Raw genomic sequence first — 14,951 nt, 5'->3', positions numbered from 1 at the left:
TCCAATTGGACGCATGGCGCTCTAATTGAGTTGTTGCGTGAGCGCCGGCCGCGGGAGAAACTGCGGCGGGCAAAATGTCCATTGGAGAACAAGCCGCGATGCGTGATACGGCCAGTGGCCCGCGCGTTTTGCTGAAACGGCTCCGCGAGCTCATGCAGGAGCCGCTGGAGCCGCAGGAGCGGCTCGACCGCATCGTGCGCGATATCGCCGCCAACATGGTCGCCGAGGTGTGCTCGCTCTATGTGCTGCGCGCCGATTCGGTGCTCGAACTCTATGCCACCGAGGGTCTGAACCCAAAGGCCGTCCATTTGGCGCAGCTCAGGCTGGGCGAAGGCCTCGTCGGCACGATCGCGGCCTCAGCACGGCCGCTCAATCTCTCCAACGCACAGGAACATCCAGCCTTCGCCTACCTGCCGGAAACGGGGGAAGAGATCTACAATTCCTTCCTCGGCGTGCCGGTGCTCAGGGCAGGGCGCACGCTTGGTGTTCTGGTCGTCCAGAACAAGACCATGCGCCACTATCGCGACGACGAAGTCGAGGCGCTGGAAACGACGGCGATGGTGATCGCCGAGATGATCGCCACCGGCGACCTTGCCCGGCTGACCCGGCCCGGGCTCGAACTCGACCTGCGCCGCCCGGTGAGCTTTACCGGCCTGTCCTTCAACGAGGGTGTCGGGCTCGGTCATGTCGTGCTGCACGAGCCGCGCATCGTCGTCACCAATCTGTTCAACGAGGACAGCGATGAGGAGATCAAGCGGCTCGATGCATCCCTTGGTTCGCTCCGGCTCTCCATCGACGATATGCTGGAACGCCGCGAAGTCGCTTTCGAAGGCGAGCACCGCCAGGTGCTCGAAGCCTATCGCATGTTCGCCAACGACAGCGGCTGGGTGCGCCGGCTGGAAGAGGCGATCCGCAACGGCCTGACGGCGGAAGCGGCGGTGGAAAAAGTGCAGAGCGACATGCGTGCCCGCATGCTGCACATGACCGATCCGTATTTGCGTGAGCGGATGAGCGATTTCGACGATCTCGCCAACCGGTTGCTGCGCCAGTTGATGGGGCGCGGGCCAGACGACGTTGCGGCCTCGCTGCCGAAGGACGCCATCATCGTCGCCCGCTCGATGGGGGCCGCCGAACTGCTCGATTATCCCAGAGACAAGCTGCGCGGGCTGGTGCTCGAGGACGGCGCGGCGACCAGCCATGTCGTTATCGTGGCGCGGGCCATGGGCATACCGGTCGCGGGCCAGATGAGGGGCGCCGTTTCCATGGCGGAAAACGGCGACGCCATCATTGTCGACGGCGAGGAAGGCGCGATCCATCTGCGCCCTCAGCCCGACCTCGAAGCCGCCTATGCCGAAAAGGTCCGCTTCCGGGCGCGGCGGCAGGAGGTCTACCGCGAACTGCGCAAGAAGCCGTCGGTGACCAAGGACGGCGTCCAGGTCGACCTTTTGATGAATGCGGGCCTGGCCGTCGATCTGCCGCAGCTTGCCGAGGCTGGCGCCGCCGGCATCGGCCTGTTCCGCACCGAGCTGCAATTCATGGTCGCCTCGACCTTTCCGCGTGCGGAAGCCCAAGAACGGCTCTACCGCGACGTGCTCGACGCGGCGCGCGGCAAGCCGGTCACCTTCCGCACCATCGATATCGGCGGCGACAAGGTGCTGCCCTACTTCAAGGACACGATCCAGGAAGAGAACCCGGCGCTCGGCTGGCGCGCCATCCGCCTGACGCTCGACCGGCCGGGCCTGTTGCGCACCCAGATCCGCGCGCTTCTGAAGGCCTGCGGTGGGCGTGAACTGAAGCTGATGCTGCCGATGGTGACGGAACTCGGCGAGATCGCACAGGCGCGCGAGATCATCGATCGCGAGGTGCGACATTTGTCGCGTTTTGCCCATCATCTGCCGACCAGCCTGAAGCTCGGGGCCATGCTGGAAGTACCGTCGCTGCTGTTCCAGCTCGACGAGTTGATGAAGGCCGTCGATTTCGTCTCGGTCGGCTCGAACGATCTGTTCCAGTTCGTCATGGCGGTCGATCGCGGCAACACGCAGCTCTCCGACCGCTTCGATGCGCTGTCGACGCCGTTCCTGCGCGTTCTGAAGCAGATTGCCGACGCCGGGGTGCGCAATCAAACCCCGGTGACCTTGTGCGGCGAACTGGCCGGCAAGCCGATCTCGGCGATGGCGCTGATCGGCCTTGGCTACCGGTCGATCTCGATGTCGCCGGCTTCGATCGGTCCGGTCAAGGCGATGCTGACGGACCTGCCGCTGGCCGAACTGGAGACGTTCTTCGACGACAATCTCATGGCGCCGGTCCAGGGGTTGCCGATGCGGGCGCTGCTGCAAGCCTTTGCCGACGACCGCTCCATTCCGTTGTAAATTCACGTGAGGGCGGCCTGCAAATGTCGATTTTCTGCGCTTCCGGTGCTCATGTACCTAAATGTACATTCCGCTCCGGCCTTCGCCGGCCGAAGCCCTCATCGATGCCTCCGCCCTATGAAGGCTACGGCCGGCGTAGGCCGGTTCTCGAAACTCGTCATTTTCGGCTCGCCCTGACGTGAATCTTATCGAAGTTCCAGGACTATGATCAACCTGCCCCGCGACCGTATGGATCAAGTCGTCAAGCGTTTCGACATGCTCGAAGCGCAGATGTCGGCCGGGCCGGCGGCGGACGCCTATGTCAAGATGGCGTCGGAATATGCCGACATCCAGGAGATGGTCGCAAAGATCAGGGCCCTGCGGACCGCCGAGGATGAACAGGCCGACTTGCAGGCGATGCTCGCCGACAAAAGCACCGATGCCGAGATGCGGGCATTGGCCGAGGCCGATCTGCCCGAGGTCAGGGAACGCATCGAGGCGCTGCAAAGGGACATCCAGATCCTGCTTCTGCCCAAGGATGCCGCAGACGACAAGAACGCCATCCTCGAAATCCGCGCCGGAACCGGCGGCGACGAGGCGGCTCTCTTTGCAGGCGACCTGTTCCGCATGTACGAACGCTACGCCGCGGCACGCGGCTGGCGTTTCGAGACGGTGTCGGCCAGCGAGGGCGAGGTCGGCGGCTACAAGGAAATCATCGCCACTATTTCGGGCAAGGGGGTCTTTGCCCATCTGAAATTCGAGTCCGGTGTGCATCGTGTGCAGCGCGTGCCGGCGACCGAGGCCGGCGGGCGTATCCACACCTCGGCGGCGACGGTTGCGGTGCTGCCCGAAGCGGAAGAGGTCGACATCGACATCAGGGCCGAAGATATCCGCATCGACACGATGCGCGCCTCGGGTTCGGGCGGCCAGCACGTCAATACCACCGATTCGGCGGTGCGCATCACCCATCTGCCGACCGGCATCATGGTGGTGCAGGCGGAGAAGTCGCAGCACCAGAACCGGGCGAAAGCCATGCAGATCCTGCGCGCCAGGCTTTACGACCTCGAGCGCAGCAAGGCTGACGAGGAACGCTCCGAATCGCGCAAATCGCAGGTCGGTTCCGGCGATCGCTCGGAGCGCATCCGCACCTATAATTTCCCGCAGGGCCGCGTCACCGACCATCGCATCAATTTGACGCTCTACAAGCTCGACCGGGTGATGATGGGCGAACTCGACGAGATCGTCGACGCGCTGATCGCCGATCACCAGTCGAAGCTGCTCGCCGATATCGGCCTCGATGGCTGACAGTCTGCCCGGGACGCTCGGGCCGCTGCTGAAAGCGGCGCGGGCACGCCTTGCCGCGGCCTCAGTCGCCGATCCGGCGCTGGATGCAAGGCTGATCGTCGAACATCTTTCCGGCACGACCCGCACACAAGCCATCGCCGATCCCGAATGCACGGTCGATGCCTGCGCGATTGCCGCGATCGATGCAGCCTTGAAGCGGCGGATTGCGGGTGAGCCGGTGCATCGCATCCTCGGCCATCGCGAATTCTACGGCTTGCGCCTGTCGCTGTCACCGGAAACGCTGGAGCCGCGACCGGACACCGAAACGCTGGTCGAAGCGGTGCTGCCCTTCGCTAGGGCGACAGCGGAACGGCAAGGCCAATGCCGTATCCTCGATCTCGGCACCGGCACCGGCGCGATCGCGCTGGCGCTGCTCAGCGCCGTTCCGGCGGCGGTCGCCACCGGTGTCGATATTTCGCAAGGCGCGCTGGCGACCGCCATGCGCAATGCCGGGGAATTGGGGTTAGCCGACCGGTTCCAGGTGCTCAAATCCGACTGGTTCGAAAAAGTTTTTGGCCGATACCATGTAATTGCCGCTAACCCGCCCTATATAGCGTCCATAGACATTGAAAATCTGCAGGACGAAGTCCGCGATTTCGATCCACGCCAAGCCCTCGATGGCGGCGTGGACGGTCTGAGTCCTTACAGGATCATCGCCGCCGAGGCGGCAGGTTTTTTGGAGGCCGAGGGCAGGATTGCGGTCGAGATCGGCCACACCCAACGCAAAGAGGTCACGGGCATATTCTCCGCAGCTGGCTATATGCCGGCGGGGGTATTCCGAGACTTTGGCGGAAACGAGAGGGTTCTGATCTTTGAACTGACAAAGGAACTGACAAAGCCGTGATGCAGTGCAAAAAAAAGCGCTTGGCAATGCCGGGGAATGCGGCTAGGGTCGCCTTAACCGGATGAGACGAAGCAGGCAGTGCTCTTAGCGATTCGGTTTCCTTGGAAATAGCTGCCTTCTTGCGCAAACGACGCCCAAGCTTCGTGCGGGAATCGTCCGACAAGTGATGTAACCGGAACAGGATGAGACGTGGCGCCAACGCAATCGATGCGGGCGAACGCCGGTGAAGAACGAGACGGCTGGCTGCATGAGCGCCTCCGTGCGTGAACAATTTTCGAAAATTTCAAAATGAAGAGAGTCGAATGAGGCCACAACAGCAGAACAGGCGCATGCGCGGTCGCAACAACAATGGCGGCGGCAATAACAACAACAACAACCGCAAGGGCCCAAATCCCCTGACGCGCAACTACGAGAGCAACGGTCCGGACGTGAAGATCCGCGGATCGGCTCAGCAGATCGCCGAAAAATACGCAACCCTTGCCCGTGACGCGCAAAGCTCCGGCGACCGGGTGATGGCGGAAAACTATCTCCAGCACGCCGAGCACTACAATCGCATCATCGCTGCCGCGCAGGCGCAGCTACCGATCCAGAGCGCTCAGCAGAACCGCGACGATTTCGACGATGACGGCGACGAAGATCGCGACGAGTTCGACAATGCCGGTAACAGCAATGTCGGTGAGACTGCGGCTCCGGTGGTCAACCAAGGTGGCGGCCCGCAGCCGGTCATCGACGGCACGCCGGCCGAGTTGGCGTTCAACCAGGAAAGCGGCCGTGATAATCGCGATAACCGTGGGCGCGACAACAATGGCGGCCGCCATCGTGACCGTCGCCCCAATGGCGGCTACGGCCAGAACGGCCAGCGCGGCGAATACGGTGCGCGCGGCGAGCAGGGCGGACAACGAGACGATCAGAACCGGCGCGACGATCAGAACCGGCGCGGCGATCAGAGCCGGCGCAACGAGACACCGGTACAGAACGAGACGCCCGTACAGGCGGAAACTGTGTCTCCGGTCGAGCCGGTTTCTGTGACCGAACCCGCGCCGCAGTTCGAAAACTTTTCGCCGGCGGCTCTCGCTGCCCAGGCTGAGATGAACGAAGCAGCCGCCGAAAGCGGCGCTGCCCGCCGCCCCAGGCGTCCGCGCCGCCCGCGCGTCAATGCTGATCAGGTGGATGGCGGTAACGACAATGCTGGCGCTGATAACGTGAATGCAGCTCCGGCGGAAGATGCCGGTGGCGAGCCCGCCGTCATCGACGTCAACAACTGATCGAGCAAGGCTTCAGACATTCTTGGACGGCGGAGAGAAATCTCCGCCGTTTTTGTTTTGCGCGCCCGGGCAATATTATGCATTCACCATTATTGGGACGTCTTGAGGGTCCGTGGCTTGCGCCCCATATCTCGCGTGAAAGGACCCGGCTCGAACGGGCGGGTCCGTCACCGCAATCTGATCCGGTGCCGCAAAGCGGGCCGGTGACGGAAGGAGACAGAGATGAACCTTGAAAAATATTCCGAGCGCGTGCGCGGCTTCATCCAGTCCGCGCAGACCTTGGCGCTCTCGCGCAACCACCAGCAATTCACCCCCGAACATATATTGAAAGTGCTCGTCGACGACGACGAGGGCTTGGCCGCGTCGTTGATCGAGCGCGCCGGCGGCAGCGTCCGCGACGTCAAGCTTGGCGTCGAGACGGCACTTGAGGCCATGCCCAAGGTGGAAGGCGGCAACGGCCAGCTCTATCTGGCGCAGCCGCTGGCCAAGGTGTTCTCGACCGCCGAGGAACTGGCCAAGAAGGCCGGCGACAGCTTCGTCACGGTCGAGCGGCTGCTAACGGCGCTGGCGGTCGAGAAATCCGCCAAGACCGCCGACATCCTGACCAAGGCCGGGGTGACGCCACAGGCGCTGAACCAGGTGATCAACGACGTCCGCAAGGGTCGTACCGCCGATTCGGCGAGCGCCGAGCAGGGCTATGATGCGCTGAAGAAGTACGCGCGCGACCTGACTTCCGACGGCCGCGCCGGCAAGCTCGACCCGGTCATCGGCCGCGACGACGAAATCCGCCGCACCATCCAGGTGCTGTCGCGCCGCACCAAGAACAATCCGGTGCTGATCGGTGAACCCGGCGTCGGTAAGACGGCGATCGCCGAAGGACTGGCGTTGCGCATCGTCAACGGCGACGTGCCGGAATCGCTCAAAGACAAGCAGTTGATGGCGCTCGATATGGGGTCGCTGATCGCCGGTGCCAAATATCGCGGCGAATTCGAGGAGAGGCTGAAGGCGGTCCTTTCGGAAGTTACCGCTGCCGCCGGCGGCATCATTCTGTTCATCGATGAGATGCACACGCTGGTCGGCGCCGGCAAGGCGGACGGCGCCATGGATGCGTCGAACCTGCTGAAGCCGGCGCTGGCACGCGGCGAACTCCACTGCGTCGGCGCAACGACGCTCGATGAATACCGCAAGCATGTCGAGAAGGACGCCGCCCTTGCCCGCCGGTTCCAGCCGGTCTTCGTCAATGAGCCGACGGTGGAAGACACCGTCTCCATCCTGCGCGGCCTGAAGGAAAAATACGAGCAGCACCACAAGGTGCGCATCTCGGATTCGGCGCTGGTCGCGGCAGCGTCGCTGTCCAACCGCTATATCGCCGACCGCTTCCTGCCGGACAAGGCCATCGACCTTGTCGACGAGGCCGCGTCGCGGCTCCGGATGCAGGTCGATTCGAAGCCCGAAGCGCTGGACGAGATCGACCGCCGCATCATGCAGCTCAAGATCGAGCGTGAGGCGCTGAAGGTCGAGAAGGACGACGCGTCGAAGGACCGGCTCGCCCGCCTCGAAAAGGATCTTTCCGCTCTGGAAGAAGAATCGACCGAACTGACCTCGAAATGGCAGGCCGAGAAGCAGAAGCTCGGGCTCGCCGCCGACCTGAAGAAACAGCTCGACGAGGCGCGCAACGAGCTCGCCATTGCCCAGCGCAAGGGTGAATTCCAGCGCGCCGGCGAGCTTGCCTATGGCAAGATTCCGGAACTGGAAAAGAAGTTGAAGGCAGCCGAAGCCCAGGACGGCAAGGTCGGCATGGTCGAAGAGGTAGTCACCCCTGATCACGTCGCTCATATCGTGTCGCGCTGGACCGGCATTCCGGTCGACAAGATGCTGCAAGGCGAGCGTGACAAGCTGCTGCGCATGGAAGACGAGATCGGCAAGCGCGTCGTCGGCCAGGGCGAGGCGGTGCAGGCCGTGTCGAAAGCCATTCGCCGTGCCCGCGCCGGCCTGCAGGATCCGAACCGGCCGATCGGCTCATTCATGTTCCTCGGACCGACGGGCGTCGGCAAGACCGAACTGACCAAGGCGCTCGCCAGCTTCCTGTTCGACGACGAGAGCGCCATGGTGCGCATCGACATGTCGGAATTCATGGAGAAGCACTCGGTCGCCCGGCTTATCGGCGCGCCTCCCGGCTATGTCGGCTATGAGGAAGGCGGCGCGCTGACCGAAGCGGTGCGGCGCCGGCCCTATCAGGTCGTGCTGTTCGACGAGATCGAGAAGGCGCATCCGGACGTGTTCAACGTGCTGCTGCAGGTGCTCGACGACGGCCGTCTGACCGACGGGCAGGGCCGTACGGTCGATTTCCGCAACACGCTGATCATCATGACGTCGAACCTCGGCGCCGAATATCTGGTCAATCTCGGTGAGAACCAGGACGTCGATGTCGTCCGCGACGAGGTGATGAGCGCTGTCAGGGCGTCGTTCCGGCCGGAGTTCCTCAACCGCGTCGACGAGGTGATCCTGTTCCACCGGCTGCGCCGGCAGGATATGGGCCGCATCGTCGAGATCCAGCTCAAGCGGCTGGAAAGCCTGCTCGTCGATCGCAAGATCACGCTTTCGCTGAACCAGGAGGCGATCGACTGGCTGGCGGCCAAGGGATACGATCCGGCCTATGGCGCGCGGCCGCTGAAGCGGGTGATGCAGAAGGACCTGCAGGATCCGCTGGCGGAGAAGATCCTGCTCGGCGACATCCTCGACAGTTCGACCGTCAAGGTCACCGCAGGTTCCGACCGTTTGAACTTCCGGTCGAAGCCGACGGTCGTGGCGACCGAGGCGGCGGCCTGATTTTCGAGGCCGCCACATAATTAAAACAACGGGGCGCAGATGACGCTGGATGACTACAACAGCTTCTGCGCCTCGCTGCCTGCGGCGAGCCACGTCGTCCAGTGGGGCGGCGCCCATGTCTGGAAGGTCGGAGCCAAGGTCTTTGCGATCGGCGGTTGGAGCGAGGGCAAGGAGCCGTTCGTCACCTTCAAATGCTCCGACATCGCTTATGACATCTTGAAGGAACAGCCGGGCCTTCGGCCCGCGCCCTATCTTGCCTCTCGCGGCATAAAATGGATCCAGCGCCAGACAAGCCAAAGCATGGACGATGACGCGCTGAAGGACTATCTGCGCGAAAGCCATCGCCTTGTCGTGCTCAAGCTGACGAAGCAGGCGCGCAAGGAATTGGGACTCGCCACCAGCTAGCTAAGGTTGCTCTCACCGCCAGAAATCCGCCATCTTCATGCCCGGTTCATGTTGGAACTTTATGGTTGGCAACTGATTTGCTGGCGAAGGGGTTCGCTGCCGCATAGGCCCTAAAATCGAATTCGATTTTCGGAATGCATAATGCGGAGATTTTAAGTGTTAGAGCGTCCTTGCGCGTCCGAAGGGACGCGCGGCGCTCCAAAGTGACAACGCCGGGCGGCGGTAATTATGGACTGGAGAATTTGCCCAACATGTTCCGCACGATCTTCACCCTTTCGGCGCTTGCCGCCGGGCTGCTTTCTTCGAGCGCAATGGCCGCGCCGACGGAAGACATCGCGCCGCGATCTGCCCGTGCGGCCGATGCCGGTGGCGTGCTGGTCGCCCAGAACGGCGATTTCGACGTCTATTACGACGCCAGGGGAAACCGCGTCATCGTCGATGCGGAAACCGGCAAGGTCCTCGCTATCCAGCCGCCGCAGACCAGGTTCGACCGCCGCGCGCTCCGCCGCGAGCGCTTGCGCAATCTCGGACCGGTCGAGGACGACCGCTATTATCTCGACGACCCGGAAGACGTGGCGCGCTTGCGCCGCAGGCAATTGGAAGAGGAAGGCCTGATCGTCGCACCGCCGGTCGACGAATACGATCCCTACAGCGACAATTCGGTGGAAGCTTTTCCCGAAGCGCCGCGCGATGACGGCAGCTATGGCAACGATTATCCGGAAGCGCCGCAGCCGATAATGCCGCGCACCGTCAAGCGCCAGCCGCTCGACGAGGCTTCGATCGAACCGGTCGAGCCGACGGCGCCGGGCGACCAGGCGGCACTGCCGCCAAAGATCGGCGGCGAGACCGTTATTGATCCGTCGCTTTCACTCGGTGCACGCCAGGATGTTGCTGCGTTGCAAGTGCTGCTCGACCGCGCCGGCGCTTCGCCCGGCGTCGTCGACGGGCGCTTCGGCTCGAATGTCGACAAGGCGCTCGCCGCCTACAACGAGATCACCGGCGGCAATCTGCGGTCGACCGATGTGGTCGGCATCCAGGCAGCCCTTGAGCAGTCCGGCGGCGATGCCTTCGCCTCCTACAACGTCACGCCCGAGGATGCGGCCGGCCCCTATGTCGCCTCGGTGCCGGAAGACTACGGCCAGAAGGCGCAGCTCGACCGGCTGAGCTACACCTCCGTCACCGAAGCGCTGGCCGAGCGGTTCCATATGGACGAGAACTATCTGAAGGCGCTCAATCCCGAAGCGAACTTCAACCGTCCCGGTACGATCATCAAGGTCGCCAATTTCGGCAGACTGGTGGCGAATCCGGTGGCAAACATCATCGCCGACAAGGGCAACAAGCAAGTCCGTGCCTATGACGCGTCGGGCAAGCTAATCGCGGCCTATCCAGCCACCATCGGCTCGGCGGACACGCCTTCACCCACCGGCACGCATGTGGTGTCGCGGGTCGCGTTAGATCCGAACTACACCTACAACCCGAGTATCAATTTCAAGCAGGGCGAAAACAACAAGATCCTGACCATCCCGCCGGGCCCGAACGGCCCCGTCGGCTCGGTCTGGATTGCGCTGGACAAACCGACCTACGGCATTCACGGCACACCCGACCCCTCCAAGATCGGCAAGACCGAAAGCCATGGCTGCGTGCGGCTGACCAATTGGGACGCGCGCGAACTGGCAAAAATCGTGTCGCCGGGCGTCACGGTGGAATTCATCGACTGAGCGCCATATCCCAAATCATCGCGCACCCTGGGTCAACCCGGGAGCAGGGTTTTTGGGCGACGTATTAATCGGCCGATGGTCCTTGGCAAGCGAAGGAGCCGCGGTGTTCTGGTTTCAACGACAGCAACCCTCTGGCCGGTTGTTGCCGGCGTATAGGAGGTCTAAGCAGGCTTCATGCGTTCTCCAAGCGAAGTCGGCGCCGAAGCCGTCCCACTGATCAGGCCGCTTCCGGCCGATACGTTTTGCCCGCAATCGCGGCGCAGCTTCGTGCTGATCGCGGCGATCCTGGCTTCCGCGCTCGGCTTCATCGACGGTTCGATCCTGGCCATCGCCACCCCGGCGATCCGCGTCGATCTTGGCGCCAGCCTCGCCGAGGCGCAGTGGATTTCGAACTCCTATGCGCTGACGCTTTCGGCACTCATCCTTGTCGGCGGCGCCGCCGGCGACCGTTTTGGCCTGCGGCATGCTTTCGTGGCAGGCATCGCGCTGTTCATTGCCGCCTCGCTTGCCTGCGCGGTGGCGCCGAACCCGCCGGTGCTCATTGCGTTTCGCGCCATTCAGGGCATCGGCGCCGCCATTATGGTGCCGGGCAGCCTCGCCATTATCGCCAAAGCCTATCCGAAGAAGGAGCGCGGCAGGGCGATCGGCATCTGGGCGGCGGCCTCGGCGCTGACGACGGCGCTTGGCCCGGTGCTGGGCGGCGTTGTCTTGTCGGCCTTCGGCGACGGCATCTGGCGGGCGATCTTCGCGATCAATCTGCCGCTTGGTCTTGTCTCGATCTACCTTCTGCTCGCCAAGGTCCCGGCTGACGCACCGACGGAAAAGCGCAGCCTCGATCTCGGCGGCGCTGCCCTCGCCACCTTGGCGTTCGGCGCGCTTGCCTACGGCTTGACTTCGATGGGCAGCGAAGGCGAGGGGCAAATGTCCGGCCCGAGTATCGCCGCCGGCGCGGTGCTGCTCATCGTGTTCATCGTCTTCGAGCGCCGGCACCACGAACCGATGATCGATCTCTCGCTGTTTCGGGTCGGCGCCTTCGCCGGCGCCAATGTAGCGACCTTCTTCCTCTATTTCGCGCTGTCGGCCAACCTGTTCTATCTGCCGATGCTGCTGATCGCCGGATGGGGGCTGAGCGCCGCCGAGGTCGGCTTCATCTTCCTGCCGCTGTCGGTCTTGATCGCGCTGTTGTCGGGGCCCGTCGGCCAGTGGTCCGACCGGATCGGTCCGCGTTTTCCGATCGCCAGCGGCAGCCTCGTCGTCGCTGTCGCCTTTGCCGGGCTTGCTTTGCTGGCCTATGCCGGCATCCACAGTTTCTGGTGGGGAGTGTTTCCGCTGATGGCGCTGATGGGGCTCGGCATGGCGCTGGTCGTGTCGCCGCTGTCGACGGCGGTGATGACGGCGGTCGAGGACAAGGATACGGGTGCTGCTTCGGGAATCAACAATGCCGTCTCGCGCATTGGCGGCCTGATCGCGGTGGCGGCGATGGGGTCACTGGCGGCCTGGATCTATGCGGCAGCGCTGAATAGCGGTGCCGCATCCGGCATTCCGGGTTTCGGCGAACCGGCGCCGGCGGGCCTGGCACCGGATCCCGATGCAGCAAGGCTTGCCGCCAGCGACGCAGCTTTCGCAGCCGTCGCCTTGGCGACCGCGCTGCTTTGCCTGCTCTCGGCAATCGTGGCGTGGACGACTGTTTCCGGCGAACGACTGCCATGGCCGCGTGGATCTGAGACTTCGCAGAGCTGAGGAGCTCGGAAAGGCTCCGGCTCAGCCTTCGATCTTGGCGCTCGCGACCTTCAGCGAATCGCTGTCTTCCTGCTTGAGCAGATCATCGATGCGCCCGCGCTCGCGCTTGAAGGCGACGAGATCGTCGCCCTTCAGCACCTTGCCGACCGGCAGGCGAACGCGCATCGGGTCGACCTTGGTGCCGTTGACGATCAACTCGTAGTGGAGATGCGGACCGGTGGCGAGACCGGTCTGGCCGAGAAAGCCGATGGTCTGGCCTTGGCGGACGCGCACGCCCGGCGCGATGCCTTTGGCAAAAGCGCTCTGGTGATTGTAGGAGGTCTCGTAGCCATTGGCGTGACGGATGATGATCTGTTTGCCATAGCCACCGGCCCAGCCGGCCTTCTCGACGACACCGTTGCCGGAGGCAATGATCGGCGTGCCGATGGAGGCTGACCAATCGACGCCGGTGTGCATGCGCACATAGCCGAGGATCGGATGCCTGCGGGCACCGAAGCCGGAGCGAAATTTTCCCGCGGGCAGGGGATTGCGCAGCAGGAACTGCTGGGCGCTGCGGCCGTCCTCGTCGAAATAGTCGGTGCTGCCGTCCTGCATCTGGAACCGGTAGAAATTGCGCGTCGTACCGCCGAAGCTCGCCGAGACATAGAGCAACTCGGATTCGTCGGATGCCCGGTCGTCGCCGTCCGGCTGCGAGAACAGCACCTCGATGCGGTCCGACGGATTGAGCCGCGACTGGAAATCGACACCGGACGCCAGGAGCTTGATCAGCCGCTTGGTCATCGCCTTGGACATGCCGTAGGAGTAGGCGGCGCGGTAGATGCCGTCATAGACGTTCGGCAGATTGCCGCGCACCACCACCGGCGGCGAATCATCGAACGCAGTCAGCAATTCGGGATTGGGCTCCGGCTCCTGCGCCGGCACATATTGGCCGTGATCGTCGAGCGCGATGGTGACGATATGCTGGGCCCTGTCGTAGATGCCGGTGCGAACGACCTTGGCGGCGTCGCCATGGATCTCGAGGCCGACGCGCAGCACGGTTCCCGCCTTGAGCGCTGTCGCATTCAGCAATTTGGCGATCGCCTCGGCCATGCCGGTGGCGTCCTCGCCCGTATAGCCCGAATCGGCGAAGGCCTCGACTATGTCGCGGTCCCTGGTGAAGGGGATGATCTCCTCGGCGAAGGCCGGCGCTTGATCGTCGGGGGCAGCACGCGGCGACACCGAGACGTTTTCCGGGACGATCCTGACGTCGTAGGACCCGGCCATGCTCTCGGCGAATGCATCGCCGAATCGCTGCGGGTCGACATAATGCAGCGATGCGACCTGCACGGCGCCGTCGCTCAGGTCCGTGCCGGCCTGGCGCACCACCTTTTCCACCTCGTCGGCGGACAAGTCACTCTTTTCGTCGAAGGCCGCCGTCTCGATCGGGAAATCGACCGTCTTCAGGCTCATCTCGCTTTCGACCTTGGCGCCATAGATCTGGCCGGCGGCGGCGGTCGCCGGCTGACCGGCATTGCCGTCGCGGTCGTCGCCAAACACCTGCATGGGGTTGAAAGGCGGATAGGCGCGGCTGGTCGTGTGCCCGGCGGCAAGCGCCATCTTGATCTGCACGAAAGGCATGGTGTGGATGACGTCGCGGTCGCCGACCTTGGTCACCATCGACACTTCCATACGCCGGCGGTCCTTGGCCCTGGCGATCTGGCGCGGCGCCACCAGCCTCGTGGTCTTGGCGATCTCGCCGGAATCGTCGCCTCTTGCAAGGCTGATCAGTTCGGCGATCTCGGGCGGCGTTGCCAATTGCTGACGGCCGTCAAGGGCCGCGAACAGCGCCACGCCCATCAGCACGCTCGACGTCACGCCCGTAAGAAAAGTGCCCGACAGCCAGCGCGCCGAAACCTCGCGCCGGTCGGGCGGGCCACTGCGACCGTCCGCAATCAGCGGCGGCTCGTTGCCGAGTTCGGCTATGACATTTTCCGTATCTGGCATCCAGAAAGGCTGCTTCTTCCCCGGGCGGGACGGCTTGTCGCTTTTGTTGTGGCCATGACATTTGCCTGTCACGGCGGGCGAAGTCAACGAAGCGCCTGGCTTCGGCCGAGATCCCCAGTCATACTTCTCTCTTAGTGGCTCTCTTACAGTCTCTTATAAGGCGCCGCGCCGGTGGTGCATGCGCCGGCTTCGTTGGCCTTGGTGTCAAACCGCAATGCGGCGGCAATAGGGCTCCGTGGCGGTGGTCGGCTTTGTTATCCCCATGCCGCCGCGGAAGTCGGCTACCGAAAATCGGCGCCACAATCTTTCGTCGCAAAAAATTCAAAAAAGACGGAAATGGTTGTTGACACTTTGGACGGCTGCCGACTATATACGCCTCACCAACGAGGGCGGCGCGCCGCTGGCGACGAAGAAGTTCGCTTCTAGATCTGCCCTCTGCGAAATTCAAGAGAGCCGCGTGAGCGACACTCGAACG

At 63.5% G+C, this 14,951-nt stretch carries 9 protein-coding genes and 1 pseudogene; 9 read left to right on the top strand and 1 reads right to left on the bottom strand.

The genetic code is table 11. The features are described 5' to 3' along the window. Nucleotides 1-98: 98 nt before the first annotated feature. The 8 genes from ptsP to AC0L3I_RS31020 all read left to right on the top strand — a co-directional run bounded on the left by ptsP (nt 99) and on the right by AC0L3I_RS31020 (nt 12,493). Nucleotides 99-2,369: a phosphoenolpyruvate--protein phosphotransferase gene (ptsP, locus tag AC0L3I_RS31055; RefSeq protein WP_473529457.1), complete on the top strand. Its 2,271-nt coding sequence runs from the start codon at nt 99-101 to the stop codon at nt 2,367-2,369. 204 nt (nt 2,370-2,573) lie between these two features. Further along, nucleotides 2,574-3,653: a peptide chain release factor 1 gene (gene prfA / locus AC0L3I_RS31050; RefSeq protein WP_123149158.1), complete on the top strand. Its 1,080-nt coding sequence runs from the start codon at nt 2,574-2,576 to the stop codon at nt 3,651-3,653. Beyond that, nucleotides 3,646-4,536: a peptide chain release factor N(5)-glutamine methyltransferase gene (prmC, locus tag AC0L3I_RS31045; RefSeq protein ID WP_473529456.1), complete on the top strand. Its 891-nt coding sequence runs from the start codon at nt 3,646-3,648 to the stop codon at nt 4,534-4,536. Before prfA ends, prmC begins: the two co-directional genes overlap by 8 nt. A 302-nt stretch (nt 4,537-4,838) precedes the next feature. Continuing rightward, nucleotides 4,839-5,801: a DUF4167 domain-containing protein gene (locus AC0L3I_RS31040; RefSeq protein WP_473529455.1), complete on the top strand. Its 963-nt coding sequence runs from the start codon at nt 4,839-4,841 to the stop codon at nt 5,799-5,801. Between the two features lie 222 nt (nt 5,802-6,023). Next, on the top strand, nt 6,024-8,630 hold the full coding sequence (gene clpB / locus AC0L3I_RS31035) for an ATP-dependent chaperone ClpB (RefSeq protein WP_473529454.1): 2,607 nt from the start codon (nt 6,024-6,026) through the stop codon (nt 8,628-8,630). Nucleotides 8,631-8,669: 39 nt separating this feature from the next. After that, entirely contained in the window at nt 8,670-9,035 is a 366-nt protein-coding gene (locus tag AC0L3I_RS31030) for an MmcQ/YjbR family DNA-binding protein (RefSeq protein ID WP_473529453.1), read from the top strand. Between the two features lie 251 nt (nt 9,036-9,286). Next, the gene (locus tag AC0L3I_RS31025) at nt 9,287-10,753 is read left to right on the top strand and encodes a L,D-transpeptidase family protein (RefSeq protein ID WP_473529452.1); all 1,467 of its coding nucleotides are present in this window, start codon (nt 9,287-9,289) and stop codon (nt 10,751-10,753) included. A 174-nt stretch (nt 10,754-10,927) separates the two neighbouring features. Beyond that, on the top strand, nt 10,928-12,493 hold the full coding sequence (locus AC0L3I_RS31020; RefSeq protein ID WP_473529451.1) for an MFS transporter: 1,566 nt from the start codon (nt 10,928-10,930) through the stop codon (nt 12,491-12,493). A gap of 21 nt (nt 12,494-12,514) precedes the next feature. Here AC0L3I_RS31020 and AC0L3I_RS31015 read toward each other — a convergent pair whose 3' ends face one another. After that, nucleotides 12,515-14,476, bottom strand: a complete 1,962-nt coding sequence (locus AC0L3I_RS31015) for a M23 family metallopeptidase (protein WP_473529450.1) — start codon at nt 14,474-14,476, stop codon at nt 12,515-12,517. Nucleotides 14,477-14,711: 235 nt separating this feature from the next. Here AC0L3I_RS31015 and AC0L3I_RS31010 point away from each other — a divergent pair. Beyond that, a pseudogene (locus tag AC0L3I_RS31010) lies at nt 14,712-14,951 on the top strand (hypothetical protein); the annotation flags it as partial.

Source organism: Mesorhizobium sp. WSM4840 (genome assembly GCF_055811755.1).
The sequence above is the reverse complement of the archived record's forward strand: the minus strand, read 5'-3'. Positions and strand labels throughout refer to the sequence as shown.

What these genes read in the sequence shown, in the direction of transcription:
- ptsP (WP_473529457.1), top strand. Translation starts at nt 99, where the DNA reads ATGCGTGATACGGCCAGTGGCCCGCGCGTTTTGCTGAAACGGCTCCGC.
- prfA (WP_123149158.1), top strand. Translation starts at nt 2,574, where the DNA reads ATGATCAACCTGCCCCGCGACCGTATGGATCAAGTCGTCAAGCGTTTC.
- prmC (WP_473529456.1), top strand. Translation starts at nt 3,646, where the DNA reads ATGGCTGACAGTCTGCCCGGGACGCTCGGGCCGCTGCTGAAAGCGGCG.
- AC0L3I_RS31040 (WP_473529455.1), top strand. Translation starts at nt 4,839, where the DNA reads ATGAGGCCACAACAGCAGAACAGGCGCATGCGCGGTCGCAACAACAAT.
- clpB (WP_473529454.1), top strand. Translation starts at nt 6,024, where the DNA reads ATGAACCTTGAAAAATATTCCGAGCGCGTGCGCGGCTTCATCCAGTCC.
- AC0L3I_RS31030 (WP_473529453.1), top strand. Translation starts at nt 8,670, where the DNA reads ATGACGCTGGATGACTACAACAGCTTCTGCGCCTCGCTGCCTGCGGCG.
- AC0L3I_RS31025 (WP_473529452.1), top strand. Translation starts at nt 9,287, where the DNA reads ATGTTCCGCACGATCTTCACCCTTTCGGCGCTTGCCGCCGGGCTGCTT.
- AC0L3I_RS31020 (WP_473529451.1), top strand. Translation starts at nt 10,928, where the DNA reads ATGCGTTCTCCAAGCGAAGTCGGCGCCGAAGCCGTCCCACTGATCAGG.
- AC0L3I_RS31015 (WP_473529450.1), bottom strand. Translation starts at nt 14,476, where the DNA reads ATGCCAGATACGGAAAATGTCATAGCCGAACTCGGCAACGAGCCGCCG.